The 26,130-nt window shown below is 43.8% G+C and carries 28 protein-coding genes; 8 read left to right on the forward strand and 20 right to left on the reverse strand.

The annotated features are described in order from the left end of the window. Positions 1-9: 9 nt before the first annotated feature. From rplT to thrS, 4 genes are all read right to left on the reverse strand, one after another. Complete coding sequence (gene rplT, locus CW740_RS07995) at positions 10-369, reverse strand: 50S ribosomal protein L20 (RefSeq protein WP_018624520.1); 360 nt, start codon at positions 367-369, stop codon at positions 10-12. Positions 370-384: 15 nt separating this feature from the next. Then, the gene (gene rpmI, locus CW740_RS08000) at positions 385-582 is read right to left on the reverse strand and encodes a 50S ribosomal protein L35 (RefSeq protein WP_015780731.1); all 198 of its coding nucleotides are present in this window, start codon (positions 580-582) and stop codon (positions 385-387) included. A 154-nt stretch (positions 583-736) separates the two neighbouring features. Further along, a complete protein-coding gene (infC, locus tag CW740_RS08005) occupies positions 737-1,270 on the reverse strand; it encodes a translation initiation factor IF-3 (RefSeq protein ID WP_198555390.1) in 534 nt (177 codons plus the stop codon). Positions 1,271-1,295: 25 nt separating this feature from the next. Next, entirely contained in the window at positions 1,296-3,215 is a 1,920-nt protein-coding gene (thrS, locus tag CW740_RS08010) for a threonine--tRNA ligase (RefSeq protein WP_106647017.1), read from the reverse strand. A gap of 264 nt (positions 3,216-3,479) precedes the next feature. Between thrS and CW740_RS08015 the strand changes: the two genes are divergently transcribed. After that, positions 3,480-3,932, forward strand: coding sequence for a GFA family protein (locus tag CW740_RS08015; protein ID WP_106647018.1), 453 nt, complete (start codon positions 3,480-3,482; stop codon positions 3,930-3,932). A 399-nt stretch (positions 3,933-4,331) separates the two neighbouring features. Next, a complete protein-coding gene (locus CW740_RS08020) occupies positions 4,332-4,622 on the forward strand; it encodes a GIY-YIG nuclease family protein (RefSeq protein ID WP_106647019.1) in 291 nt (96 codons plus the stop codon). A gap of 280 nt (positions 4,623-4,902) precedes the next feature. On the opposite strand, the gene CW740_RS08025 is transcribed toward CW740_RS08020, so the two are convergent. From CW740_RS08025 to gloA, 13 genes are all read right to left on the reverse strand, one after another. Continuing rightward, a complete protein-coding gene (locus tag CW740_RS08025; protein WP_106647020.1) occupies positions 4,903-5,658 on the reverse strand; it encodes a sulfite exporter TauE/SafE family protein in 756 nt (251 codons plus the stop codon). 19 nt (positions 5,659-5,677) lie between these two features. Beyond that, a complete protein-coding gene (locus CW740_RS08030) occupies positions 5,678-6,382 on the reverse strand; it encodes a pirin family protein (RefSeq protein WP_106647021.1) in 705 nt (234 codons plus the stop codon). Between the two features lie 99 nt (positions 6,383-6,481). After that, a complete protein-coding gene (locus tag CW740_RS08035) occupies positions 6,482-6,676 on the reverse strand; it encodes a CPXCG motif-containing cysteine-rich protein (RefSeq protein WP_106647022.1) in 195 nt (64 codons plus the stop codon). A gap of 36 nt (positions 6,677-6,712) precedes the next feature. Continuing rightward, positions 6,713-7,801: a diguanylate cyclase gene (locus CW740_RS08040; RefSeq protein ID WP_227523814.1), complete on the reverse strand. Its 1,089-nt coding sequence runs from the start codon at positions 7,799-7,801 to the stop codon at positions 6,713-6,715. A gap of 171 nt (positions 7,802-7,972) precedes the next feature. Beyond that, complete coding sequence (locus CW740_RS08045; RefSeq protein ID WP_106647023.1) at positions 7,973-8,347, reverse strand: VOC family protein; 375 nt, start codon at positions 8,345-8,347, stop codon at positions 7,973-7,975. A gap of 20 nt (positions 8,348-8,367) precedes the next feature. Beyond that, positions 8,368-8,496 (reverse strand): DUF2474 family protein, encoded by a 129-nt coding sequence (locus CW740_RS12670; protein WP_106647024.1) that lies wholly within the window; start codon positions 8,494-8,496, stop codon positions 8,368-8,370. Beyond that, entirely contained in the window at positions 8,496-9,512 is a 1,017-nt protein-coding gene (gene cydB, locus CW740_RS08055) for a cytochrome d ubiquinol oxidase subunit II (protein ID WP_106647025.1), read from the reverse strand. Before cydB ends, CW740_RS12670 begins: the two co-directional genes overlap by 1 nt. After that, positions 9,509-10,933, reverse strand: a complete 1,425-nt coding sequence (locus CW740_RS08060) for a cytochrome ubiquinol oxidase subunit I (protein WP_373286457.1) — start codon at positions 10,931-10,933, stop codon at positions 9,509-9,511. Before CW740_RS08060 ends, cydB begins: the two co-directional genes overlap by 4 nt. Positions 10,934-11,130: 197 nt before the next feature. Continuing rightward, positions 11,131-11,529 carry a hypothetical protein gene (locus tag CW740_RS08065; protein WP_227523815.1) on the reverse strand — a complete coding sequence of 133 codons (399 nt, stop codon included), beginning with the start codon at positions 11,527-11,529 and terminating at the stop codon, positions 11,131-11,133. 7 nt (positions 11,530-11,536) lie between these two features. Continuing rightward, positions 11,537-13,450 (reverse strand): TonB-dependent receptor, encoded by a 1,914-nt coding sequence (locus CW740_RS08070; protein ID WP_227523816.1) that lies wholly within the window; start codon positions 13,448-13,450, stop codon positions 11,537-11,539. A gap of 145 nt (positions 13,451-13,595) precedes the next feature. Further along, a complete protein-coding gene (locus CW740_RS08075; RefSeq protein ID WP_227523817.1) occupies positions 13,596-18,191 on the reverse strand; it encodes a carboxypeptidase regulatory-like domain-containing protein in 4,596 nt (1,531 codons plus the stop codon). A gap of 202 nt (positions 18,192-18,393) precedes the next feature. Continuing rightward, positions 18,394-18,693 (reverse strand): hypothetical protein, encoded by a 300-nt coding sequence (locus CW740_RS08080; protein ID WP_106647029.1) that lies wholly within the window; start codon positions 18,691-18,693, stop codon positions 18,394-18,396. 48 nt (positions 18,694-18,741) lie between these two features. Next, positions 18,742-19,134 carry a lactoylglutathione lyase gene (gloA, locus tag CW740_RS08085; protein ID WP_106647030.1) on the reverse strand — a complete coding sequence of 131 codons (393 nt, stop codon included), beginning with the start codon at positions 19,132-19,134 and terminating at the stop codon, positions 18,742-18,744. Between the two features lie 114 nt (positions 19,135-19,248). Here gloA and pyrC point away from each other — a divergent pair, with 114 nt between their 5' ends. Together pyrC and rnt are read left to right on the forward strand one after the other, a co-directional pair. Beyond that, positions 19,249-20,289, forward strand: coding sequence for a dihydroorotase (gene pyrC, locus CW740_RS08090; RefSeq protein ID WP_106647031.1), 1,041 nt, complete (start codon positions 19,249-19,251; stop codon positions 20,287-20,289). Then, on the forward strand, positions 20,282-20,884 hold the full coding sequence (gene rnt, locus CW740_RS08095; RefSeq protein ID WP_106647032.1) for a ribonuclease T: 603 nt from the start codon (positions 20,282-20,284) through the stop codon (positions 20,882-20,884). Before pyrC ends, rnt begins: the two co-directional genes overlap by 8 nt. An 8-nt stretch (positions 20,885-20,892) precedes the next feature. Here the strand turns inward: rnt and CW740_RS08100 are convergent, their stop codons facing one another. Next, on the reverse strand, positions 20,893-21,132 hold the full coding sequence (locus tag CW740_RS08100) for a hypothetical protein (protein WP_106647033.1): 240 nt from the start codon (positions 21,130-21,132) through the stop codon (positions 20,893-20,895). 191 nt (positions 21,133-21,323) lie between these two features. On the opposite strand from CW740_RS08100, the gene CW740_RS08105 reads away from it, so the two are divergent. Both CW740_RS08105 and CW740_RS08110 read left to right on the forward strand, forming a co-directional pair. Continuing rightward, entirely contained in the window at positions 21,324-22,346 is a 1,023-nt protein-coding gene (locus tag CW740_RS08105) for an isoaspartyl peptidase/L-asparaginase family protein (protein WP_106647034.1), read from the forward strand. A 30-nt stretch (positions 22,347-22,376) separates the two neighbouring features. Beyond that, positions 22,377-22,799 (forward strand): hypothetical protein, encoded by a 423-nt coding sequence (locus tag CW740_RS08110; protein ID WP_106647035.1) that lies wholly within the window; start codon positions 22,377-22,379, stop codon positions 22,797-22,799. 318 nt (positions 22,800-23,117) lie between these two features. Here the strand turns inward: CW740_RS08110 and CW740_RS08115 are convergent, their stop codons facing one another. Further along, positions 23,118-23,723 carry a peroxiredoxin gene (locus CW740_RS08115; RefSeq protein WP_018624497.1) on the reverse strand — a complete coding sequence of 202 codons (606 nt, stop codon included), beginning with the start codon at positions 23,721-23,723 and terminating at the stop codon, positions 23,118-23,120. Between the two features lie 137 nt (positions 23,724-23,860). Next, positions 23,861-24,820: a LysR family transcriptional regulator gene (locus tag CW740_RS08120; protein WP_106647036.1), complete on the reverse strand. Its 960-nt coding sequence runs from the start codon at positions 24,818-24,820 to the stop codon at positions 23,861-23,863. Between the two features lie 89 nt (positions 24,821-24,909). Here CW740_RS08120 and CW740_RS08125 point away from each other — a divergent pair, with 89 nt between their 5' ends. Then, complete coding sequence (locus CW740_RS08125) at positions 24,910-25,476, forward strand: flavodoxin family protein (protein ID WP_106647037.1); 567 nt, start codon at positions 24,910-24,912, stop codon at positions 25,474-25,476. Between the two features lie 323 nt (positions 25,477-25,799). Continuing rightward, entirely contained in the window at positions 25,800-26,030 is a 231-nt protein-coding gene (locus tag CW740_RS08130) for a bacterioferritin-associated ferredoxin (protein ID WP_018624494.1), read from the forward strand. Positions 26,031-26,130: the final 100 nt, after the last annotated feature.

Below are 26,130 nucleotides of genomic sequence, written 5' to 3' on the forward strand. Positions count from 1 at the left end.
ATCAGCTTATTAAGCTTCAAGGGCAGATTTAGCTTGGTCTGCAAAAGCAGCAAATGCTACTTTATCAAAAACCGCTAATTCTGCTAGCATTTTACGATCAACTTCAATGTTTGATTTTTTCAAACCATTGATAAAACGGCTATAAGACAAACCGTGTACACGAGCTTCAGCATTGATACGAGCAATCCATAAAGCACGGAATTGACGTTTACGCTGACGACGGTCACGATATGCATATTGACCCGCTTTGATAACAGCTTGTTTGGCTACACGGAATACACGACTACGTGCACCATAATAACCTTTAGCCTGCTTTAAGATTTTCTTGTGACGCGCATGGGCAGTCACACCACGTTTTACTCTTGGCATCTCTTAATCCTCACCTTAACCGTTTGGCAACATACGATCGATTGAACGTGTGTCAGCAGCATCAACTAATTTTGCGTGACGTAAATGACGCTTACGCTTAGTAGATTTCTTGGTCAGGATGTGACGCAAGTGTGATTGTTTGTGCTTGTAACGGCCAGAAGCAGTTTTCTTGAAACGCTTCGATGCACCGCGGTCAGTTTTCATCTTTGGCATAGTAATATACTCGCATTGTTACCCGTCATGGCCATTGCTTTAAATTATGCAATCGTTTGAGCGCATGACTAGTTACTAAAACGGACAGCTCAGTGGTTAAACCGTGCTGCCCAACCTATGAAGAATGTAAGTGCTCTTGCGAGACTCTTCTTACTTACTTCTTCTTTTTGGGTCCAATCACCATCGTCATCTGACGACCTTCCATTGATGGGCGGTGTTCAACTGCTCCGTATTCTTCCAGGTCTTTTTCGACACGCTTCAACAACTCCATTCCGAGTTCTTGGTGCGCCATCTCACGACCACGGAAGCGAACAGTTACTTTCGCCTTGTCCCCGTCTTCGAGGAAACGTATCAGGTTGCGTAGTTTTACCTGGTAGTCTCCTATGTCCGTCCCTGGGCGAAACTTGATTTCTTTCACGTGAGTTACTTTTTGCTTTTTCTTAGCAGCAGCTTTCGCTTTCTTCTGCTCAAAAAGGAACTTACCGAAATCCATCACTTTACAGACTGGAGGATTCGCATCTGGCGAAACTTCCACTAAGTCCAGGCCAGCTTCAGTAGCTTGCGCCAGGGCTTCTTTGATTCCTACTACACCGACATTTTCACCGGTGGCGTCTATCAGGCGAACTTCTTTCACCCGGATATCTTCATTTATGCGCTGTCTGTCAGAGCGCTTATCACCTTTTCTGATGGTAATTTTCCTCTTTAATTAGTGCCTAGTCAGCCTTTCTGGCTCGCTTCGCAACTTCTGCTTCTAGCAACTCAGCAAAGGCTTCAATACTCATGCTGCCTAAATCTTCGCCGTCGCGAGTACGGACTGCAACATGGTTATTTTCGACTTCTCTATCACCGACCACTAACAAGAATGGCACGCGTGCTAGAGTCTGCTCGCGAATTTTAAAGCCGATCTTCTCATTTCTCAAGTCCGAATTCACCCTAAATCCTTTATTTTTCAGGGATTCGACCACTTTTTGGCTAAAATCAGCCTGTTTGTCGGTAATATTCATGACAACAGCCTGAGTTGGAGCCAGCCAAGCAGGGAATTTTCCAGCGAATTCTTCAATCAAAATACCGATGAATCTTTCAAGTGACCCCAAAATCGCGCGGTGCAACATCACTGGCGTTTCGCGCTCGCCGCTTTCGGCCACATATTCTGCGTCCAGTCGGCCCGGCATTGAGAAATCAACCTGAATGGTACCACATTGCCAGTGTCGCTCGAGACAGTCTTTTAGGGTGAACTCAAGTTTCGGGCCATAGAAGGCGCCCTCGCCTGGCTGGTATTCAAATTCAATGTTATTAGCTTTCAGAGCATCGGCTAACGCTGCTTCGGCTTTGTCCCAGACTTCATCCGAACCCACACGCTGTTCAGGACGAGTAGACAACTTAACGATAACGTCAGTAAAACCAAAGTCAGCGTAAACGTCATATAACATTTCGATGAACTTCGACACTTCCGACTGAATTTGATTTTCAGTACAGAAAATGTGCGCATCGTCCTGCACGAAGTTGCGCAGACGCATGATGCCGTGCAAAGCACCCGATGGTTCATTACGGTGGCAAGAACCAAACTCAGCCATGCGTAATGGCAGGTCACGATAACTTTTTAGACCAACGTTAAAAATCTGTACGTGGCATGGGCAGTTCATTGGCTTGATTGCATAATCACGCTCGTCTGATTTCAGCGTAAACATATCGTCGCCGAACTTATCCCAGTGTCCTGATTTTTCCCACAATGAGCGATCCACCATTTGAGGTGTTTTCACTTCCTGATAGTCGTGTTCTTTCAGGCGCTCGCGAATATACTGCTCAAGGGTTTTATAAATCGTCCAGCCTTTGTCGTGCCAGAAGATCATGCCCGGTGCTTCTTCCTGAATATGGAACAGGTCCAAAGCCTTTCCGATTTTACGGTGATCGCGCTTTTCCGCTTCTTCCAAGCGGTGTAAATAGGCTTTCAGATCTTTCTTGTTAGTCCAGGCCGTACCGTAAATGCGCTGAAGCATTTCATTGTTAGAGTCGCCGCGCCAGTAAGCGCCTGCAACCTTCATCAACTTGAATGCTTTCAGTTTTGAAGTCGAGGGTACGTGTGGGCCACGGCACAGGTCGATGAACTCGCCCTGGCGATATAACGATAGCGTTTCGTTTTGTGGAATCGACTCGATAATTTCAGCCTTGTACTCTTCGCCCATGTTGCGGAAGAAGGCAACTGCCTCATCACGCTCCATTTCAGTGCGCTCAACCTCTAAGTTCTCTTTTGAGATCTTCTCCATTTCTTTTTCAATGGCACGCAGGTCATCTTCACTAAATGGCTTGTCCGTTGCGAAATCGTAGTAGAAGCCATTATCAATTACTGGCCCGATGGTTACCTGAACGTTATCAAACAAACGCTGTACAGCTTGAGCTAACAAGTGAGCGGTTGAGTGTCGAATGACCTCGAGGCCATCTTCATCGCGTTCGGTGATGATTGCTAAATCCGCATCGTTTTCGATAACAAAGCTGGTGTCTACCATTTGACCATTCACTTTGCCAGCTAATGCAGCTTTGGCTAATCCGGGACCTATGTCGTTTGCAACGTCATAAACTGAAACTGCGTGGTCGAATTCACGCTTACTTCCATCAGGTAATGTAATTACAGGCATTTTACTCTCTCTTCGAATATAGCCCCTACGAATGGGCTATTACTCAATCTGTTTGTTAATTTAATGAGCAACTGAAATCGTTCAAAATCACAGTCGCAAAAAACACCCGTCAACCTGGGTTATGAGGCTGATTAAGGTGTTGAATGTGAAATTATCGGGGAATCCGATGTTTATATGCAATAGGATATAGCAAAAAGCCCTATAAAACATTAGGTTTTATGGATATTCTTGTATTTTATCGGACTAATAAAGGAAATTACCGCCATGAGTTATGCAACTGCTCAATGTCTGTGTGGAAAAACAGGGATCAGCGCCCCCAATCTCGGTGAAAGTATCGCCGCCTGTCATTGTATTATGTGCCGAACCTGGTCGGGTGGCCCATTGCTGGCGGTTGATGGTGGCGATGGCCTGATACTCGAAAATGATGCCCATATCAGTGTCTATAAATCCTCCGAATGGGCTGAGCGCGGCTTTTGTAATGTGTGTGGCACTCACCTCTTCTATCGCCTCACGGATAGCGACAAGTATTACATCCCAGTGGGCCTGTTTGCTGACAGCGATAAGTTTCATTTCGATGAACAGATCTATGTTGAGCAAAAGCCGCATTACTATGACTTCGCCAATAAGACCAAAATGATGACCGGCGATGAAGTAGTTTCAGAATTTGAAGACCAAGGCCCTGAGAAGTCGCAAGATGATTTGAAGAGTTACCCTTGATCGTTGACAGCTGCATGGGAAAGTAGAAAAGCGAAGAGCAGATTCTGAATTAAATTCAGGATGACATACCAGGGAGTAAGAGAATTTCTTGTACAAAGAGCAGATCCCGAATCAAGTTCAGGATGACATGACTTTGGCGTAAGTGCTTTCTTTTTATAGTCGAGTGTGTTTTAGATACTACTCAAGAAAATATTATTTTAACGCGTATGTAAGTGCTGTCCACTCAGTAAAAAAGCCCTACTATACCAGCTTGTCATCCTGAACTTGATTCAGGATCTGCTTTTTTCTTTTGACCATATAACATTGAGAGTTGAAATTTTTCACTTCGAACTCATTTCAACTTATCTGATTCAAACTTCAAAAATCATCGCAAGAAATACAGCGGTAAAAGGATTTACTATGAAGGAATATTACGTCTATATCATGGCTTCTAAAAGAGATGGCGTTCTTTATGTCGGGGTAACTGGAAATCTTAAACAGCGTGTGCATCAACATAGAGAAGGTTTAGTAGAGGGTTTTAGTAAGCAGTATAAAACTAAGCGATTAGTTTATTTTGAGTCATCTTCGGATATAAAAGCATGTATAGAACGTGAGAAGCAGTTAAAGAACTGGAAGCGACAGTGGAAGAAGGAGCTTATTGAGAAAATAAACCCTCAATGGGAGGACTTGTGGAGCAGTATTGCTTCTTAGTATTTAGTAAAGCGATGCTCTAGCCTGAAAGAAAGAGCAGGTCCTGAATCAAGTTCAGGATGACATGTCGGTTAGTAGGTTGTTATTTATTGATGATTGGTTTCATGCCTAGCTAATTAGAAAAGATTAAGGTAAATATTATTTACAGAAGGAATTCTTGAAATTACAAAAGTATATGAGGTTGAACAAGGTATCAGCGAAAGCACTCAAATACACAGGCTTGTCATCCTGAACTTGATTCAGGATCTGCTCTTCTAAATTCAGTCGAATGGGTAATATTCTAAAGCAATTCGACCAACGCTGAGTAAAGCAACTTACACCCTAGCCCAAACAGCAGAACGTAAATAATATTGAGGAAGGTTTTCTGGGATAAATGAGACTGAAGCCATTTGCCGAGTGCCACGCCGATTAGGGCGACTGGAATTAATAGTGCACCTTGCCATAGTACCTGTTTATTAAATTGTTCAAGGGCGATATAGGGATAAAGTTTGAACAGGTTGATGGCTGCGAAGAAGTAAACTGCCGTAGCGAGGAATTCTGAACGTTGGAGCTTTTGTTTTAGTAAATACATATTAAGGGGTGGTCCCCCTGCGTGGGCGAGGAAACTGGTAAAGCCGGCGCTGGCTCCGGCCATAGCTCCAAGTACAACATTTGGCTTTTGTTGATTATGGCTTTTACCACTTGGTAAAAACTGTATTAACACAAATGCAATGGCGATTACGCCCAATATCAGACGAATCCAGTTTTCGGATAATTGATCGGCGGTAGCATAGCCAATTGCTACGCCTATCAAAGAAGCGGGAATCAGTGCGACTAATAATTTGCGGTTGTATTGCCCCCACCACAGTTTGACGCTAAAGCCATCCATGATAATGAGCAGCGGCAACATGAGCGCAATTGCCTGCAAAGGTGGCATAACCTGCGACAATAACGGAACGGCAACCGCGCCTGCACCACCGGCAAATCCTGATTTAGATATCCCAGTGATGAGAACAGCGATTGCCGCTACGCTCCAGTAAATAATGACTTCAGTCAAAGGTTGTCCTGTCTATTGCCTATTTTAATGGGGCCATATCAAAAACCAGCACCTCTGCATTATGGCCATTGCTTATCTCTATGGTATCACCAGCTGCAAAAGCTGCTCCATCACCTTCGTTCAGCTCCTGACCATTAACTCTCACATTGCCACGAGCAAGATGCAACCATGCTTTACGTTGTTCCTTCAACTGATGGGTTGCTGACTCTTCACCATTGAACAGCCCTGCATAAATATCGACATCCTGCCCGATAGTGATCGAGTCTTGGCGTCCTTGCTGCGAAGCAACCAGTTTCAACTGGCCACGTTTATCATCATCACTGAAAGCTTTCTGCTCATAACCAGGCTTGGTGCCCTTCTCTGCGGGTAAAAACCAAATCTGCAGGAATCGGGTTGTATTTTCCTGATCATGATTGAACTCACTATGAGTGACACCAGTTCCAGCCGACATGCGCTGCACCTCGCCGGGACGAATGACCCCATCATTACCCATGCTGTCTTTATGAGCTAACGCGCCTTCAAGCACATAAGAAACAATTTCCATATCCTGATGCCCATGAGTCTGGAAACCTGCTCCAGCACGTACTTTATCATCATTGATGACGCGCAGACTTTCGTAACCCATAAACTTGGGATCATAGTAATGGCCAAATGAGAATGTGTGCGAGGTATCTAACCAGCCAAAGTTAAAATTTCCACGCTCATTAGCTCGACGAATCAACATAACAGACTCCTTAAAAATGTTTACAGGAGTTAGATTAGGATTTAGTGGAGATAACTGCAACGCATAGAAGTCAATATCGATTATGCGAAATGATTATAGCTAATCGTTATCGGTCATTGTCATTACGCTGACATCTTCACCATCAGCCGAGACTTCAACCTTAAACTCAATTGGCCGACAGCAGACCTGGCAATCTTCAATGTATGCCTGCTGATAAATGGAAGGATCAATAAGGATCGTCTGCGGCTCTCCGCAGTAGGGACAATATATAGTGGTTTCAATTTGTCTGAGCATACGTCATTTTGGATCAGCTCATGATTTATTGGCAAGTCAGGAGGCGGGCTTAAGAATGGCTTCTTCGTCTGGTTCGTAACTGACGACTTCAATTCGGTTACGTCCAGTTCGCTTAGCCTGATACATGGCAACGTCGGCATCTCGAGTAAATAAAGATGAGCTGGCACCTTGCGGTGGCACTCCATAACAAACGCCGGTACTGATAGTGATGTAATCACTGACAGCCGAGCGTTTATTTTCGATTTTCAAGTCAAGAATGGACTGACGTAAACGCTCCAAGTGTTGAAGAAAACAATCGACTCCATTTTCAAGTGTTGCAACCACAACGAACTCTTCACCACCGAAACGCGCGACTAAATCTGCCTTGCGAGAGAAACTCTCTGAAATCTTATCGGCAACGGCCTTTAGCGCTTTGTCACCTTCAAGGTGACCATAATGGTCGTTGTAAAGTTTAAAGCTATCGATATCGATGAAAGCTACCGCCATAATCGCGTCAAGCCGCTGATGGATCGCCCATAAACGACTTAGTTCCTGCTCAAAGTAGCGGCGGTTATGCAGACCGGTTAATGGATCGCGATTAGCTAATTCCTCCAGCTCATCTTTCTTGCTCAGTAAGCTCTGATGCCTTTCCTCAATATTTTGTTCTTTTTCGACTCGCTCTGTAACGTCTTTTTGCACACCAATATAATGAGTTAACTTCCCATTACCATCAAATACTGGTGAAAGGCTTAGCTCATTCCAGAATGGCTCACCTGATTTCTTATGATTAAGCAAAGTTACTAAACAGGATTCCTGTGCTTGTATGGCCTTACGCAAGACGTCCAACTCTTGCTGATCACGATCCCTTTGATTGAGGAAACGACAATCTTTCCCTATCACCTCTTCTGCACTATAACCGGTCATTCTCTCGAATGCAGGATTAACAAATATGATTGGAAAATCGTTTTCCCCACACTCAGCAATAACAATACCATCCACTGAAGCTTTCAGTGCTTCGGCAAGTAATTCTGGAGAAATCGTATTTGTGTCTTGCGGCATACTTGTGTCTTCGTCTAGTAAGCGAGGTGCAGACTTTAGGAAGGAAGCATCCTGAAGTCCATAATTAACCCACGGCAACTTATCCACAATTGCCTTTATTCGAGTTGTTACTTAAGACCCCAGTTCCCTGGGAGGTGCTGGCTTTATACCAGAAGTTGATTAATTTTAACACATATCTTTTGTGGGGGTATTTTCAATATCATAACTATTGATATAGATCAGCTGAAGCGAAACTATTATGGGCAGGTAACTGGTTGTTTATATTTCCACACGCCAGGGTGGATTAATGCGATTCTCGCCAGCCCAGTACAATTTGATTTTGTTGCCACTGGGATCATACAAAATGGCCTCACGCCAAAGATAACTCATGTCAGTTGGCAGCTGCTCGAATTCAAAGCCTTTGCCAATCAACTTCTCAACCCACTCATCCAGTGCTTCATGTTCAAAGTATATGGTTGCTCCCGAGCCTGTGGTCTCTGGCTCCAGCATCAAAGAAAAAGTGGAACTTCCCTCGGGACACTCAAACCGTGCGTAGTGTGGCGAGTCGACAATTTGCAGGAACCCCATGCGACGATAGAACTCAGTCGCTTTAGGAATATCATTGACAGGTAGTGTGACTTGATTAAGGTTCATAATATATTCCTGTTATTAGGCTAACCGAGAAACAGCCTGATGCCGAAACCTATTACGGCAAGAGTTAGCACGCCAGCCAACCATAAACCAACAAACCAGAGCGCTTTCTGCCACCCTGTTTTATTATTACTTTCAGGCTTTTGATTCATTAGTGATAAGCCTCATTAGCCTTAACTTTGCCACGGAACACCCAGTAAGCGTAGGCAGTATAAGCAATGATAATGGGCAATAATGCAGACGCTCCTATTAATAGGAATTTCAAACTATCGTCCGGTGCAGCTGCCTGCCAGATGCTAATAGATGGTGGCACCAGATTCGGGTAAAAGCTAATCAACAAGCCGATATAGCTCAGCACAAACAAGGCAATGGCATACATGAAAGGACTTGTTTCTCGGCCTTTGTGTAAGCCATAAAGCAATTTAAAGCCGCAGAATAGAACCGCTACAGGAACAGCCATTAGATAATAAACATTCGGTGCATCAAACCAGCGATGTAAATATTGTTGCTCGATAAATAGCATCCATAGACTGATGACGCCAATGAAGAACAGTGTCAGCCAGGCTGCAATTTTTGCAAACTGAACCGACTGCTTTTGCAATTCATCAGTGGTTTTCATGTTTAGCCAGGTCGAACCCAATAAGACATAACCTACCGCCAAAGCTATGCCGGTTGTGATACTGAATGGGGTCAGCCAATCCCACCAACCACCTGCATAGGCACGATCGTCAACAGTAATGCCCTGTACTAATGCACCGAGCGCGATGCCCTGGCATAAAGTCGCGACCAGCGAACCAAGGAAGAAGCCACGATCCCACCAATCCTGCGAGTTTTTAGTACGCCAGTGGAACTCAAAAGCAACGCCACGGAAAATCAAACCGAGCAGCATCAAAATGATCGGCATGTATAGAGCAGGCATGATGACAGAATAGGCCAATGGAAAGACAGCAAAAAGCCCTCCCCCACCAAGCACCAGCCAGGTTTCGTTGCCATCCCAGATCGGTGCCACTGAGTTCATGGCCGTTTCCTGATCAGTTTTGTTTTTGATGAAGGGAAACAGAATGCCGATCCCTAAATCAAAGCCATCCAGAATAATGTAAGCCAATACTGCGAAAGCAATAAGGCCAGCCCAGATCATCGCATAATCTATGCCAATAGATTCAATCATTGGTCACCTTCCTTTATTTTACCTTCGGAAGTTGTCGCTACCCTATTTGATAAAAATACTGTGGTTTGCGAATCATCATCAACCTCAATCACAGGAGACGGTCGCTTACTCATCAGGCGCATGGTGTACCAGACACCGGTTCCAAACACTATCAGGTAAACGATAATAAATGCCAACAGCGACGCTGCAACTGCAGGAGCATCCAGCGGCGAGGCCGAATCAACGGTTTTAAGGAGTCCGTAGACGGTATAGGGTTGGCGCCCTACTTCGGTAACGAACCAGCCAGCAACCGTAGCAATGATTCCAGCTGGCGCGAAAACAATAGCCACTCGCAACAGTAATGGCGTGTCATACAATTTTTTACGCGCTCGTAAATACAGACTCCACAAACCAATGGCAATCATTCCCATACCTATGGCTACCATAATTCTGAAACTCCAGAAAACAATCGGCACATTCGGCCATTCATCTTTCGGGAATTGATCGAGCCCAACCAGCTCTCCATCTGGATCATGAGTCAAAATAAAGCTCGCTGCTTTGGGAATTTTGATGGCGTAATCGACCATTTCGGTATCACTGTTAGGCATGCCAAACAGATACAGCGGGGCACCCTTTTGAGTTTGATAATTGCCTTCCATTGCGGCTACTTTTGCAGGCTGATGTTCCAAGGTATTGAGTCCATGCAAATCGCCTATCAACAATTGGATTGGAGCAACCAAAGCCGCCATCCACATCGCCATCGAAAACATCAGTCGCGCAACCTCATTGCGCTCGCCCTGCTTTCTGGCTTTGAAGAGATGCCAGGCACCAACGCCACCCACAAGAAATGCCGTACTCAAGAATGCTGCTGTCACCATGTGGGCTAACCGGTATGGAAACGAAGGGTTGAAAATGACTTCAAACCAGTTGGCCACCACAAACTGTCCAACTTCATTGATGTCATAACCGGCTGGTGTTTGCATCCAGCTATTCACGCTTAAAATCCAGAAAGCAGACATCAAAGTACCCAGTGCCACCATCAATGTGGCAAAGAAATGTAGCCCCTTACCAACTTTGTTCATGCCAAACAGCATAACTCCCAGAAAGCCTGCCTCAAGGAAAAAAGCAGAGAGGACTTCATAGCCCATTAATGGACCTAACACTGGCCCAGTCTTATCAGAAAATACGCTCCAGTTAGTGCCAAACTGATAGCTCATAACCACACCTGACACAACTCCCATGCCAAAAATGATGGAGAAGATTTTGAGCCAATATTTGAAAGTAGCGAGGTAAACCGGTTTGCCAGTTTTTAACCAAAGGCCTTCAAGAACAGTAAGGTAAGCGGCCAAACCAATGGATAAGCCAGGAAAGATAATGTGAAACGTGATGGTAAAAGCGAATTGAATTCTCGCCAGTAGCACGGCATCGAGCAACTCCATCAATAACCTCCTTTATTTAAAGAGAGAATTGACCTGGGTCAAGGCTAAAAACATCATACCGTGCAGGGCTTAGGATACAAGGCTGTTCGCAGGATTTTTAGTATGGGAAAGATTAATTTCGATTAGTTTTTGTATGGATTAAATTATAATTGAGTGATGAATGGGTTACAGCCAATGCGTAACCCATTAAAACTCTACGCTCAATCCTGCTCTTTCTTGATGTAGGCACCCATGAACCACTCAAAGAATGTATGACTATTCAGATAGCCGCGGAATCCAATCAGGTAGATAACGACCATCAGGGTATATACCATTGCCAAGAAACCGCTCAGGGTTAAAAAATCTTTAGCGATAATCATTAAGTTAAGCGCTTGCAACAATGCAACTACATACAACATTGCACGCATGAATTTCCAAAGGGCTTTAGCTTTAAATAAAATTATCAGGTTACTCACTAGCATGCCGCCAAATAGTGTCCAGTGAGCCAGCGCAATCAGCATCTCACTGCTGCTCTGCAGATACAGACGATAAAGCGACCATAGCGCTATCAACATGATCGCTGTATTGATCATCAATACAATTTTGGTACTTTTAGGCACTGCTTATTCACCATACTTTTGTAAATTTAACACCGAAGCTTCGACCTTCCGCCAAAGGCGCAATGTCATCTGAGGATGAATAATACTGCTCATCGAATAAATTATCGACAAATAACGACATATTTAAGCCATTGCCTAACTGCTTGTTAAACGCTAATTCGCCTACCCATGCCGCCGGCGTTTGCCTTTCTCCAGAGCCAACCTTATCCTTAGAGAACCGATACTGAACCGCACCATCGATCGACCAGTCATCTATCTGATACTGAATACGGGTTTGCATGCGATTGGCCGGAATATCTGACAGTGTATTTTCATCATCATCCTGGCCTTTAACCCACATTCCTCCGAAGCCCAGTCGCCACTGGTCATTGAGAGCAAAGTCAGCATCAAACTCTGCTCCATAGATTAATCCATCGGTCAGATTGTTGTAAGTCAACACTCCTGGCGACACCTCAATTCGTTCAATATAATCACTAACCTTTTGTCGGTATAGGTTAAAAATAAACTGTTTAGATTGATCACCATACCGAACACCAAAATCCATACTTACTGAACGCTCTGTTTCCAGATCTGGATTACCAATGACCTCACCACGCCCAGTGGTTCCCACAAAATAACGCTCACTAACCGTAGCAAAACGAATGCCAGTACCAAGATTAGCTGTAAATATCCAATTAGGATTTAATGGGGTTGATATGCCTACAAAGCCAGTAATGGCATCATCTTCCGTAGCTGCAAAGCCAGGATTGGTTTGTCGATTGTTTAGTAGGCGCGTTCCAAACTGCCATTTAGTATCACCCCAGTAGCTGTTTAAAGTTGCAAATACCGCTAACTCTCTTTCGGTTGCACCGTTTAGACTTTGTGTTGAAGTCAGTGAGTTATCGATTAGGGAAAGCTCTGTCTCGTAGGCATTAATATTACTACGCATAAAACCATCCACGCCCCACAATCCTTCTAGCTTGTTAACGAACCAAGCATTTTCAACATGAAAGCCATAATCTTTAGATTCATTCGTGACATCATTTTCTCTTTGTTCAGGTCTAACGGTCAGGGTATTCAATTTATTGGGATGAAGGTACACAGCAGCCCTCCAATCGTCGCCCTTAGCACTGAACTGGCTCAGCAAATGCTCCTCATTCGGAACTATAACCAATCTGTCAGGATATTGTGTACTTGAGCGACCTATATCATCACCTTCGCTCATCATGAGCATCCACTCATAATCAACACTCGCCATTCGCCATTGCTTTATAAAACTACCTGAATACTGTTCATAACCGCTGTTGAGTTCATTTCCTACCGGATCTTCACTTTTGTTTGAGAATTGTCTTGCAACGGCAACTGACCAATCGTCACCTCCGGTTCCATAAATCTGGTTATTACGATTGCCCTGTGTCTGGTAGTCTACTGATAGAACATTATGATTAAAGTATGCAGGAGATAGTTTTACGACTCCACCAAGGCTTCCAGATTGGTATAGGGTCGAGGCAGGCCCTCTGGATACTTCGGCATAATCAAAAAGAAGAGGATGAACAAACGAAGTGGCAACGCCGGCACGGCGCTCTGCTTTCAACGGTATATCAGAAATGTAGGTTAGCACTCTGTGTCGTGACAAACCTCTGATGGAATAAACCTGAAATAGTCCGGCTTGCCCATTCTCTGCAACTCCCGGAACTTTTGTTAATAAGTCTAATATATTAGCTGGTTCAATGGTCTGCCGTGTCGGAGAAACTAGACTTTTGGCAGAATTTAAATCAGTAAAATGATTCGGTGTTCTACCTGCAATAACAGTAACTTTCTTCACATTGGTTTCTGAACCAGCCTGCTCATTATTACTCTGATTGTGGTTGAATGGAGCACAACCCTGCTTACATTCTGGTGCTGGATTCTCTATGGAAGTCGCTGCTGCTGATACACTCACTGCACAGCTCAGCACTACAGCTCCAAATATCGTTTCAACTCTCATCTTTAACCTGTTGTATTGTTTCAACACTTACCTATGGGCATTTACAATGAAAAAAGCACTGATGGAAACCATCAGTGCTTTTAGGGTTTAGAAAATACTATTAAGAAAGGTATTTTCTACGTCTTGCTAGACCTGCCAGTGCCAATAACGCAAGGATAGCAAATCCTGCACTACCACCACCGCCACGTTTTGGCGGGTCTTTTTGGATCGTTAAGTTAACTTGACTAGTACCAAGCTGAGCTTTTTCCGGGTTAGATAGCTCGACACTAAAGTTCAGGTCTGAACTTTGATCAGTATCAATTGTACTAATCGTAATAACCTTATCTTCAGTATCACCATCAGCCCACGTTAGCGTACCAGAAGCTGCAGTATAGTGGGTTCCCGAATTAGCAGTACCATTAACAGTTGTGTAGTCAACAGACACCTGATAATCAGATCCGTCAACACGAGAAACAGTAACCTGAATATCACCACCGTTACGAATTGCACCAGAGTTTCCGCTAACACCTAATTGACCATACTGAGGCTCACGTACTGTTAAGTTTACTGGCTTAACAATGGAACCGTATGGCGTATCATTAGTCATGATTAGCTGAGCACTATAGTTACCTACCGATAAACTCTTGGTTGAAACATCAAGCTCGAGCTCGCCAGCTTGATTGGCACCAATGGAACCACTGTCAGCCTTAAGTTCAACCCAAGTTGGCGTAATATCGCACACTCCAGTTTCTCCTGAGGTAATGCCAACGACAGTTTGTCTAGACTGGTTAACCGCCCACAAATTGCCATCACAATCTATCGCAAGACCAGCCTGACCACCGTCCATCAAGTCTTCTGCTACATCATCGCCATCTGTATCAACTGATGGAACATAGATTAAGCCAATCGGATCTAGTTCAGGTGTGGATGCATCTAGTACTACGATATCGGGCTCTATACTACCAGCCGCATCATTTGACATTACAAATAGATGGTTTGTTACTGGGTTCAATGCAAGTCCTGAAACAGCTAGATCAACATTGATTGAGCGTAGAATATTACCTTCAGCATCAAACTGATGAACTACGCTATCGTTCCAAGAACCAGCATAGAAAGTTCCTGAAATTGGATCGTATGCCAGACCACGTTGCGAAGTACCAAAAGTTGGACAGATTTTATTGCCTGTAACTGTACCAGCAACTGTATCAATTTCATGAATACAAGTATCGCCTGTTACAGCTACCTGCCAGAACGTATTAGTACGAGCGTTGTAGGCTAAATCTGCAGCATAACCAACGGTAACAGCACTGGTATCAATGAAGTGACCAGTTTTAATTCCATCAACGTATTTATGCAATGCATCTAAAGGAGCGCCACCAGCCGTAACATCACCAACCCAAATTTCAGATGTGGTTTTATCAAAGCCAATACCCCAACCCAAAGTTAGCTCTGTTGGGAATTGAGAAACGAATTCAACCTCAACCTCTGGAACACTTGGAGCCATTGAGCGGTAACGGATTTTTTTCGTATCCATTTCCTGTAGTGCTTTTGGCCCAAATCTGCGCGTTGCCTGATGGAAAATACCATATGGCTTAGCCACTGGAGAGTCATCGCGAGTAATGTAAAGAGAAAGCTCATAGTTAGCGTCAGCATTGCCAAGGTTTTCAAGTTGCGCTGTAACTGTGCGATCCAAACCTTCGGCCACTTCAAAATCAGCAGCACCTAGTTCAAGCAAGCCAGCATCCAGTGCGATTGGTTGTGACAGACCATAACCACTTAGATCAACAGTCACAGTTTTATAGTTACTCGCCGTAACTTCAGCTTCAGCCGTACCTCCTGAACCTATAAAGATTCTGAAGAAACCATCTTCCAACTGTTCGTTATCAACGGTAGCAACTGTTGTTGCTGTTGAATTACCTGACGTTACTTGCGCACCGATGATAGGAAGCTGTGTATTAGCATCTACAACATAACCACTTTGATAGGAACCAGAGCTAGCGATACAGCTTGGTGTACCAAAAGTTACGTTATCAATGTAGGCGTAATACTCATAGTCTGCTTCATATGCAAAACGGATTTTGAAGCTTGTGGCTCCAGCAAGTTGCGCAGAAAGATCAACCGAGATAGTTTCAACCATATTGGTTGGATTAAATGTATGGACTGCTGTCCATTCACCACCATCGACACTAATGTCAACTGTATAAACATCGGAATAACCGAATGTTCTAAACAGACTGGCAAAATTCAATGTAGTTGACTCAATATCAGCAACATAAATAGTTGGTGATACCAATACAGAGCTCACTAAATTGTTAGTTCCGGCCGCGTCACTGTCAATTGCTGCAGCTTCGCCGCTAACATTAAGCAAGTTGCCTTTTGGTGCTGTCGATGCCGCTTGCCACTGCATACCTGAACCAGAAATATCCTCTACAGTCCAACCTGCTGGCGGTACTCCTGAATCAAAACCTTCGAAGAAAGTATTCCAGATATAACCTTGAGCAGTACAATTTGAATCAATCTGCAAGTCAAAGTTCTGGACTGGAGTATTTTCAGGTAAAATGTCATAACTTTGCTCAAGATAACCAGGGTCAATTGATGATGCCTGAATCTTAACCAAAGTACCCTCATAAGCATCAATTGAGTACTGACCGGTTACTGGATCTGTGAAAGTAGTGATTGTTGCACCCGGTGCCTTAATCATCACTTCAGCGTAGAGAGGCGTACCTAAGCCAGAGCCATCGGCCACTGTTCCGCTAATGGTGATCGCTTCGGCATTGTCCAGTACGATATCAACATCCTCAACTTCATCTTCAGCAAGATCGATGTTGTTAACACTACCAGCAATATAACCGTATTTTGAAAAGCCTAGGTCATAAATGCTACCAGCAGGCAACGTCATGGTGTAATTACCTGATTCATCAGTAACAACTGTCGCCGCACCAGCCGAAACTTTAGCACCTGCGATAGGATTACCTGAGTTATCCGTTACCGTACCTTCAATGTAGCCCTTTGGTCCGGCAACACAGTTATCAAATTTAAAGCTACCAATATAAGTTGACCAAGCAGAACTATTATCATTTTCAGCTTTGTAATATTCAGTGGTATACCAGAAAGTACAGTCATCTTCCGGATCAACGCTCAGGCTACTATAGTCACCCCATCGGTTAGCTCCAGCCTGTGCTCCACCGCCCGCTTTGAGCTCTTGTTCAGGTACTGTCAAAGTATCTGCAGGATCATCTGCATAACGACCACTAAATCTAATCGAAGGATTAGTGGAAGGACCTGACACACTATAAGCAACACCGATATTACCGGCAGCGTCCATCGCAGCACTACCCATCCAGCGGGAGTTCCCGTCGGCTAAGTTAAACGTACCTTGATTTGCCACCGAAGCTTGCCCCGTTACCGGATCAAGATCAAACTCATACCAGCGAACGCCTGCAATGTTATCGTCAGTATCAGAGCCAACCACATTATGATTTGCTACCAATTTATGGTCAGTTCCATCCAGTAAACGATATGCCAAACGGAACATCATTCGTTCACCAATAGCATCAAGCTTTTGTGCATTAGGCTGAGTGATACAATCACGCGCATAACTACATATCCCGCCGTTGTACTCAGCAACAGGAACGGAGTTTTTCAAACTAAAAGATGAGTTTTCTGGGGTATTCCAATCCACGTCAAACGTGTAAACATCCATAGTATTTGGAGTAGCGCCTGATGTTACAAAGTAACCTGGCATTCCTTCTGGCGGCAGATAAGTACCATCAATATCCGCTGGCATTGGTGTAAATGCATTTGGATAAAGATTTTGCAGATCTATAATGACTTGCTGCGCTGGTTGGCCTGCAAGCATTTTATCTCTTTCATAGGCAACAACACCTGCGCCTGCATAATTCAAATTGGGTGCTTGGAATTGATTTACACCCATGTAGTAAGCATCAGTCCAAACACCAAAGTGTGGGTAATCATTGAATTTCGTTGTGCTATAAGCAAAATCATACAGATAGTAAGCACCTGTAGGATCGTTAGTTTGCGAAATTGCTATACATTCTCTGTTATCTGTAAAGCCATCGGTAAACGCAAATTGACTTAACATCCAGCGGTCAGCGGCACTATCGTATAGAACGATGGGATCACCGCGGTTAGTTGACTCACACAAGCCCCCAAAACCAGACCAAAGCTGGTTGATAGCTATAGGACCCGCCAACTGGTTGCCTTCTTTGTCCCAAATGGCTAAAGCAGTATTAACCATTTGCACAACGTGGTTCGGGCCTACGTCAGCAACAGTGTCCGGTGGTACGGCACCGGTAACGTTACCCATACCGTCAAATCCAGTACCTATAGAAGGTAATAGCGGTGAAAACTTATCGTGCTTCTGGCTTTTTTGTAACACAGGGTCTTTATCAAAATCCGTGTTACGAAGTAAAAGTTCATCAGCAAAAGGATGGTTTTGATTTGGTACTTCACGAATCAAATCATAACCTGGAACCTTTTCCCCAGATTGACGTAGTTTATATTTTCGAGCGTTAGTTACTTCTGGCAATGGTTTTGCAACTGTGGTTAGCGGCTTACTAAGTTTAGGCTTTGATAATACAACCTTGACAGAATCACTTCCTGCTGCCTCGGCAATATTATTTCCCCCAAACATAGCCGTTGTACTTAACAAACCCGCTATGCATAACCTTACCAAGGTACTATTGGATTTAGACACAATAACTCCTTACTTGGATAGATTGTTAATGATTATTTGTTTGCTCCCTCCCGTCCACCTTATTGAATAACAACACGGCGGTTATAGAGCGCAAATTTTATACCACAGTTCCCTACGACATACTGTAGAGAACTGTAGCTGTTTGTAGTCTATTAATTGATACTATTTGATATGTGTCGGCTTTCTTGACAGGGAGTCTTGTCTAAGGGTTAGCGCCCTGGTCGCCGTCTGTATTTTTCTTCTTTCTTAGTTCTTTTGGATATTCTGGATTTGGTACTTCGCAAATTCCCTGCTCATTTTTAAATTTATCTTCGCAATCTTGTTGCTTAATGCCTTCCTCTTGAGAAATTTCGCTTATAGGCCGACTCTCTTTAGGAGAGGTGGTTTGTTGTTGCTCTGTTACAGTAGCATCCTCAACACTAGATGTTTTCGCTGTGTCATTTGCACAACTTGCCAGAAATAATGCTGAAGTTAGACCAATTAAACTTAACCTTAAAATCATTGAAGCTTTCCTTATAGTCTTATGAATAATGAATTTGGAAAATAGAGCCTACTTGTTATGTCTATCTTCTAATAGTTCTATTTTGTATCCATCCGGATCTTCTACGAATGCCAGAACTGTTGTGCCGTGTTTCATAGGTCCTGGTTCGCGTGTCACTTTGCCGCCCGCCTGACGAATTTTCTCACACGCTTCATAGACATCTTCTACCGCGATGGCGATATGACCGAAGGCATCGCCCATCTCATAATCGTCAGTATCCCAGTTATGGGTTAATTCCAGTACGGTATTGTCTTTTTCCTCGCCATACCCCACAAAAGCTAATGTAAATCGTCCGGATTCGTAGTCATGTTTACGAATCAGCTTCATGCCAAGCACATCAGTATAAAAATGCAGTGCTTTGTCCAGATCACGTACGCGAAGCATGGTATGTAGAATTCTCATTATTCCTCCGAAACTAATTTATTGAGTTACGCTTTAGTTGCAAGCATGACTTGCGTATAATAGCCGGCCATTATAGCAAGTAAATGGTGAAGCGCCCTCAAAGGGCTCGAATTTATGCAAAGCATTACGATCACTCGTCCAGACGACTGGCACATTCACCTGCGTTCCGGCGCAGCCCTCCAACATACCGTCAAAGATGCAGCCCGCCAATTTGCGCGCGCTATTGTCATGCCCAACCTGGTACCACCGGTGACCAACGTTGAGCAGGCCAAAGACTATCGCGACTGTATTTTACGCTATAAAAGTGACAGTGCTGAGTTTGAGCCTTTAATGACCCTTTATCTGACCGATAATACTTCGGTGGAAGATATTGAAGAAGCGGTAGCTTCCAACTTTGTTAAGGCTTGTAAACTTTATCCTGCTGGGGCAACAACAAACTCTGACTCTGGCCTTACCGATATTGAAAAAGCCTATCCCGTGTTCGAGAAGATGGCTGAACTGGGCCTTCCACTATTGGTTCATGGCGAAGTGACCTCTCCTGACATTGATGTTTTTGATCGTGAAAAGGTTTTCATTGATACCAAGTTGCGTCCAGTTATCGAGAAATTCCCTAACCTCAAAGTGGTTCTGGAACATATCACCACCAAAGATGCGGTTGAATTTGTTCGCTCTCAGGGACCCAATGTGGCTGCAACCATTACTGTCCACCACCTCTTACTAAACCGTAATGATATGTTGGTCGGTGGTATTCGCCCACATCTATATTGTCTGCCAATCCTGAAGCGCCAGGAGCATCAGGCTGCACTAGTAGCAGCAGCTATATCAGGCTCACCAAAATTCTTCCTTGGTACTGATAGCGCTCCGCATTCAAAAGACAAAAAAGAGAATGCCTGCGGCTGTGCTGGGGTTTATACCGCCTATTCAGCCATTGAGTTGTATGCTGAAGTGTTCGAATCTCACAATGCACTTGATAAGTTAGAAGCCTTTGCCAGTTTCTATGGTCCAGACTTCTACGGACTTCCTCGCAATACCGATACCATTACTTTGGTAAAAGAATCTTGGAAAATGCCGAAAAAACTGTGCCTTGGAAACGATACTCTGGTGCCATTCAGAGCCGGTGAAACTATCGAGTGGAAAATCAAAGACAATGCATAACTTAAGCATGAAGGAGCGTTTCCGAGGCTTCTTCCCAGTCATTGTCGATGTGGAGACAGGCGGCTTTAACGCAACAACCGATGCGCTGTTGGAGCTTGCGGCTGTCACCACCACTTTCAATGAAGAAGACAAACTCGAAATAAGCAATCAATATCACTTTAATATTGAGCCCTTTGAAGGAGCCAATATAGAACAGAAGGCCTTAGACTTTACTGGCATTGACCCTGACAACCCGTTACGTGGCGCAATTTCAGAACAAAAAGCGCTGAAAAGTCTCTTCAAAGATTTAAGGACAGAGCAAAAAGACGCCGAGTGTAATCGTTGCGTTCTGGTCGGTCATAACTCCTGGTTTGACTTAAGCTTCTTAAATGCTGCCAGTGAGCGCGCCAATATTAAGCGTAATCCTTTCCACCCTTTTACCAGCTTTGATACGGCTTCGTTATCTGCACTCATGCTCGGGCATACAGTTCTAGCACAGGCCTGTGATCTGGCCGGAATCGAGTTCAGTCAGAAAGAAGCCCATTCCGCTTTGTACGATGCCACTAAAACCGCTGAGCTTTTCTGCTTACTGGTTAACCGCGCCAATCAATTTTAGCCTTTTAATTATCGGCCGTTGTATAAGCAGCGGCCGCATAACTCTTCGCAGGTCATCTGCAAAATTAATGCCTTCTCGACAAGCTTGAGTTTCTCAGGCGTAACCGAGCTGAGTTCTTCGTAACTGACTAATCCCGATTCAAATAACTCTTTCAAACGTCGACCTTTCCAACAAGCAACAACTTCACCGGAGGTCCGCTCGACTAATTGCAATTCTGGCCTGGGCTTATCCAACCAGGCATTAATCATGTATGTCACACTACATCCTTCTCATTCAAAAGAAATAATTTACAACTCACAAATGAGAATAATTATCATTTGCATAAATTGCAATAGGTATTTCCTTCTATTATTAAAAAGTTCACAGCTTGGGGTGCATTCCATTGAATTTGGACTTATGCTAAGGAGATTACTTTTTCAACAACAGGTTTTAATTTACGATGATAAAACAAACGCTTACCGCACTTATTCTAATCGGTGGATTAGCATCTGGAGTTAATGCCATGGATAGTTCAGACAAAGCAAAGTCTAAAACAGCCATCGTGATCCATGGCGGAGCCGGGACCATATTGAAATCTAAAATGACGCCAGAAATTGAGCAGGCTTATATTGAAGCTCTAACTCATGCTCTCAAGACCGGTCACCAGATTCTTAAAGAAGGTGGCTCAAGTACAGAAGCAGTAAAAGCGACCATCGTAACCATGGAAGACTCGCCCCTGTTTAATGCCGGTAAAGGTGCAGTATTTACTCATGAAGGTAAGAATGAACTGGATGCCTCTATCATGGTTAGCAGCGATCGCTCAGCTGGTGCCGTTGCTGGTGTCAGCCATATTAAGAACCCCATTCTGCTGGCGGATAAAGTTCGTACCGATTCCAAGCATGTGCTGATGGCCCGCGAAGGCGCCGAAGCGTTTGCCAAAGAGCAAGGCTTTGACATGGTTGACCCTAAATACTTCTTTACCCAGAACCGCTGGGATCAACTGCAAAAGATCCTCAAAGAAACCCCAGACAAAATGCAGTTGTCCGAAGATGAAGCCAAGAATTCCAAGTTTGGTACGGTAGGTGCGGTAGCACTTGATATGAATGGAGTAATAACTGCAGGTACTTCAACTGGTGGCATGACCAATAAACGGTATGGACGTATTGGCGACTCGCCGATTATAGGTGCAGGCACCTATGCCAATGAATATTGCGGTATCTCAGCCACAGGTCATGGCGAATACTTCATTCGTGCAGCTGTAGCTTATGATATTTGTGCGCTGGTTGAATACAAAGGCGAAAGCATTCAGAGCGCTGCCGACATCGTTATTCAAGAGAAACTGAAAACCATGGGTGGTGATGGCGGTGTGATTGGATTAGATAAAGATGGCAACATCATGATGAGCTTCAATACTCCAGGGATGTACCGTGGCTCCATAGATGTTGATGGCAACATCACCATTGAAATCTATCAGGAACACTAAATACTATTTGCAGGCGTTAAAGGAGTTCTTATGAAAGTTAACATTTCACTTATTTTCTTATTATTCATAGTGCTAAGCGCCTGCAATGACCATACATCAAGCCGAGACTCGTCACCATCAAAAGAGCAATCCGATGAAGATATAGCAGTTTTACAACCTTATCTGGATGACCCTGTCATGGAGACCAGTTCCAATGGTGTGCGAAAACTTGGTCTTTATTCTGAAGCCAATGACACAGGAACTTTTAAAGATTGTAAGACTGGGAAAAGTTTCCGTGTTGATATCAGCAATAACACACACGCACTACACTCAACCTACAGCGCACTAAGTCATAACCAAGGGCAGCCATTATTGGTAGATATCATTGCTGAGGTAAAAACCAATAATGAAGACACTGAAGTCCTGCAGCCTAAGAAATTGTTAGGAGTCATTCATAAACAAACTTGCAACTAAAACCAAATCTGCAAACCATCCTTAGTATCACAAGACATAAAAAAGCCTGACAAAACTGCTGAGCTTTTCATCAACCTAATTACGAAGGAAAATTGTCCACATTCGAGGCCGCTAATCATTTTTCAGCGGAGGTGACCGATTAGATCGTTGAGCTCAAAAAAAGCCCAGCAAGACTGCCAGGCTTTCTTACATGTAATTACGCAGGAAGATTTTTCTTAGACGAGGCAAAACAGAATTTAGGGATGGGAGTTTGCTAAAAGCAAATGACCAGTTTTAAATTCTGTTTTAACAAAGTATAAGGAAAATCTAACAAGTAATTTATAGTTTGTCAGCTGATTCGGACAAGTACTTCGCCACACCTTCAGGAGTCGCATCCATACCTTTATCACCTTTGTTCCAACCTGCTGGGCAAACTTCGCCGTGCTCTTCGTGGAACTGAAGCGCGTCAACCATACGAATCATTTCGTCTACGTTACGACCTAGAGGAAGATCATTAACTACTTGATGACGTACTACACCGTCTTTATCGATTAGGAATGAACCACGGAATGCAACGCCTGCCTCTGGATGCTCTACGTCGAATGCCTGGCAGATTTCGTGCTTAACATCAGCAACTAGTGTGTAACCTACTTGGCCGATACCACCATTTTTGATATCAGTGTTACGCCATGCGTTGTGAGTGAAGTGAGAGTCGATTGAAACACCAATCACTTCTACGCCACGCTTTTTGAACTCGTCTAAACGGTGATCAAATGCGATTAGCTCTGATGGGCATACGAAAGTGAAGTCTAGAGGATAGAAAAATACGACGGTTGGCTTACCTTTGGTGGCTTCTGCGAAGTTGAAGTCTTCTACGATTTCGCCATTGCCTAATACTGCTGCTGCTGTGAAGTCTGGTGCCTTACGGCCTACTAATACTCCCATTATTTCCTCCAAGAGTGTGTTTATTCAATTTTAGGTGTGCGTATTATACGCTGATATACGATTAATTCTTAAGACCTTTCACAAAAGATTAAAGTCTTTTTTAATGCTATAAAAAAACTTGAACGACAACACTTAACTCAGCTACTGGGGGATATCACTGAGTGGGCGCTGATTCCTTTACGGGTTTGCTCAAAACTTTCTCGCATCAGGGTTCTGAACCACTTATGCAGCGCCGTTTGGTGTTGTCGTTCATGCCAATAGAGATATATGTCCAGTTTTGGCAGTTTCAAGGGCATTTCTTTCATGACGACGCCATAACGCTCACCTTCTTTTTCCGCGACCAGTCGCGGCATGGAGAACATCAAATCAGTGCGACTACAGATATCGAGTGCTAAGTGGAATGTTGGTACATACAGTGCAATTTTTCTCGAGTATCCCTGCTTTTCCAAAGTACGATCAATGAATGGCCTTCCTTTACCTGTGACTGTCACCAGCCCATGTCTTTGCTGTAAATACTCATCTAGCCCGATGTCTTTCTTCTTAGCTAAGTGATGGCTCTTTGACATCACGAGCACAAAATCATGTTGAATCAGGTGGAAATTATGATACTTAGTGCTTTCTAGCGACTTATCTTCCTCGCTAACCAAAAAGTCGATATCGCCCTGCTCTAACAGGGATATGCCATCGGGACGGATATTGAAGGAACGTAGCGCAACATTGGGGGCCTGTGCCTGCAGGTCCTGCCATAGATTCGGCATAAACAGGCTCATCTCCAAATCCATGGACATGATACTGATCTCACCTTTGGCATTGGCCGGTTCGAATTTTTCTGGCTGAATCATGCACATGAAATCCGCTAACCAGCTTTTAAGTTTAGGCTGAAGTTCAGCGGCTTTGTCCGTTAGTTGATAGCCATTACCAACACGGACTAATAAAGGGTCGGCCAGCATTTCTCGCAGTCTTTGCAAGGAACGGCTTACCGCCGGCTGACTCATATGAAGCCGATCAGCAGCATTTGAAATGTGCTTTTCTTCAAGCAGAACATCCAGCAGCACCAGCAAATTCATATCCATGGAACGAATATTCTCAGTTTGCATAGTTAATATCTCTTTAATGCATTTCATGCATAACTATAAACCCGTTAGAGTAGCGCCATCAAGTTAATTGTTTCAATCAGGAGACTTCAATGAGTAATAAATTGGTAGCTGTGGTTTACCACAGTGGTTATGGCCACACCCAGGTTCTTGCAGAACAAGTTCATCAAGGCGCGAAAGACGCTGGGGCTGAAGCTTTACTAGTACCGGTATCAGATGTCGATAACCACTGGGATGATTTAGCTAAAGCTGATGCCATTATTTTTGGTAGCCCAACCTACATGGGTAGCGTTAGTGCAGACTTTAAAGCTTTTATGGATAAATCATCCAAGGTTTGGGCTGAACAAGGCTGGAAAGACAAACTGGCAGCCGGTTTTACTAATTCAGGCTCCATGAGCGGTGATAAATTAAACACTTTGATTCAACTGTCAGTATTTGCGGCACAACAAAGCATGCTATGGGTCAGCCTAGGCTTGATGCCAGGTAACAATAGCACTCAAGGTTCACCTGATGATATCAACCGTATTGGTGGTTACCTTGGTGCCATGGCACAAAGTAACACCGATCAGGGTTCAGATGTGGCCCCTCCGCAAAGTGATCGCGAAACTGCACGGCTACTGGGTGTTCGTGTTGCTGAAATAGCAAGTAAATTCAATTAGTTATACTGAAACTTAGTGTTTTCACGTCAGTTTCACAATGAGTTGTATAAGGTTTACACATCAGTTCCCCAACTGTGTTTGTTTAATCGATAGTCGAAAGACTCGTCTGAAACAAGGAAGTTATTTTGTAACACTCCCCCCTGATGGCCACCTTGTGTGGCCTTTTTTTAATTTTCTATTTTTTTTATTTGTTACTTTTCAATAAATTACAAAAGGCTCTCTTCTAAGTATTTGATCTTCCCTAAATGCCAATGCAAGAGCAGTTGACAATCATTCTCATTTAGATATAATTCTCACCATCGAACACTTTTTATTCTATTTCTATGTACGTTTGCCTTTGTAAAGCTATCACAGATAAGCAAATTAAAGATGCTGCCTATAATGGTGCAACCAGCATGCGTTGCCTGAATAAAGACCTTGGGGTTGCTACCCAATGTGGCAAATGTGCAGTGACTGCCAAACAAATTCTGCGTGAGCACAAGAGTCAGGTTACTCAGTTCGACCCACAAACCACTCCAAACTTTGTGGATGCAACTTTGGGTAAAGCGCTCTAGCAGAAACTGTCTCTCAGAAACTCATTCAAAAAGCCGCTTAGAAAGCGGCTTTTTTTGTGCTTGAAAGCTCTGTTCTTATGTGATCAATGCCAGTGTTATT

This window comes from Kangiella profundi (assembly GCF_002838765.1).
In the GTDB taxonomy this organism is placed as follows: domain Bacteria; phylum Pseudomonadota; class Gammaproteobacteria; order Enterobacterales; family Kangiellaceae; genus Kangiella; species Kangiella profundi.

Excerpts from the sequence above, each read along its gene's own strand:
- rplT (WP_018624520.1), bottom strand. The coding sequence starts at position 369 with ATGCCAAGAGTAAAACGTGGTGTGACTGCCCATGCGCGTCACAAGAAA.
- rpmI (WP_015780731.1), bottom strand. The coding sequence starts at position 582 with ATGCCAAAGATGAAAACTGACCGCGGTGCATCGAAGCGTTTCAAGAAA.
- thrS (WP_106647017.1), bottom strand. The coding sequence starts at position 3,215 with ATGCCTGTAATTACATTACCTGATGGAAGTAAGCGTGAATTCGACCAC.
- CW740_RS08015 (WP_106647018.1), top strand. The coding sequence starts at position 3,480 with ATGAGTTATGCAACTGCTCAATGTCTGTGTGGAAAAACAGGGATCAGC.
- CW740_RS08020 (WP_106647019.1), top strand. The coding sequence starts at position 4,332 with ATGAAGGAATATTACGTCTATATCATGGCTTCTAAAAGAGATGGCGTT.
- CW740_RS08030 (WP_106647021.1), bottom strand. The coding sequence starts at position 6,382 with ATGTTGATTCGTCGAGCTAATGAGCGTGGAAATTTTAACTTTGGCTGG.
- CW740_RS08035 (WP_106647022.1), bottom strand. The coding sequence starts at position 6,676 with ATGCTCAGACAAATTGAAACCACTATATATTGTCCCTACTGCGGAGAG.
- CW740_RS08045 (WP_106647023.1), bottom strand. The coding sequence starts at position 8,347 with ATGAACCTTAATCAAGTCACACTACCTGTCAATGATATTCCTAAAGCG.
- CW740_RS12670 (WP_106647024.1), bottom strand. The coding sequence starts at position 8,496 with ATGAATCAAAAGCCTGAAAGTAATAATAAAACAGGGTGGCAGAAAGCG.
- cydB (WP_106647025.1), bottom strand. The coding sequence starts at position 9,512 with ATGATTGAATCTATTGGCATAGATTATGCGATGATCTGGGCTGGCCTT.
- CW740_RS08080 (WP_106647029.1), bottom strand. The coding sequence starts at position 18,693 with ATGATTTTAAGGTTAAGTTTAATTGGTCTAACTTCAGCATTATTTCTG.
- gloA (WP_106647030.1), bottom strand. The coding sequence starts at position 19,134 with ATGAGAATTCTACATACCATGCTTCGCGTACGTGATCTGGACAAAGCA.
- pyrC (WP_106647031.1), top strand. The coding sequence starts at position 19,249 with ATGCAAAGCATTACGATCACTCGTCCAGACGACTGGCACATTCACCTG.
- rnt (WP_106647032.1), top strand. The coding sequence starts at position 20,282 with ATGCATAACTTAAGCATGAAGGAGCGTTTCCGAGGCTTCTTCCCAGTC.
- CW740_RS08100 (WP_106647033.1), bottom strand. The coding sequence starts at position 21,132 with ATGATTAATGCCTGGTTGGATAAGCCCAGGCCAGAATTGCAATTAGTC.
- CW740_RS08105 (WP_106647034.1), top strand. The coding sequence starts at position 21,324 with ATGATAAAACAAACGCTTACCGCACTTATTCTAATCGGTGGATTAGCA.
- CW740_RS08110 (WP_106647035.1), top strand. The coding sequence starts at position 22,377 with ATGAAAGTTAACATTTCACTTATTTTCTTATTATTCATAGTGCTAAGC.
- CW740_RS08115 (WP_018624497.1), bottom strand. The coding sequence starts at position 23,723 with ATGGGAGTATTAGTAGGCCGTAAGGCACCAGACTTCACAGCAGCAGCA.
- CW740_RS08120 (WP_106647036.1), bottom strand. The coding sequence starts at position 24,820 with ATGCAAACTGAGAATATTCGTTCCATGGATATGAATTTGCTGGTGCTG.
- CW740_RS08125 (WP_106647037.1), top strand. The coding sequence starts at position 24,910 with ATGAGTAATAAATTGGTAGCTGTGGTTTACCACAGTGGTTATGGCCAC.
- CW740_RS08130 (WP_018624494.1), top strand. The coding sequence starts at position 25,800 with ATGTACGTTTGCCTTTGTAAAGCTATCACAGATAAGCAAATTAAAGAT.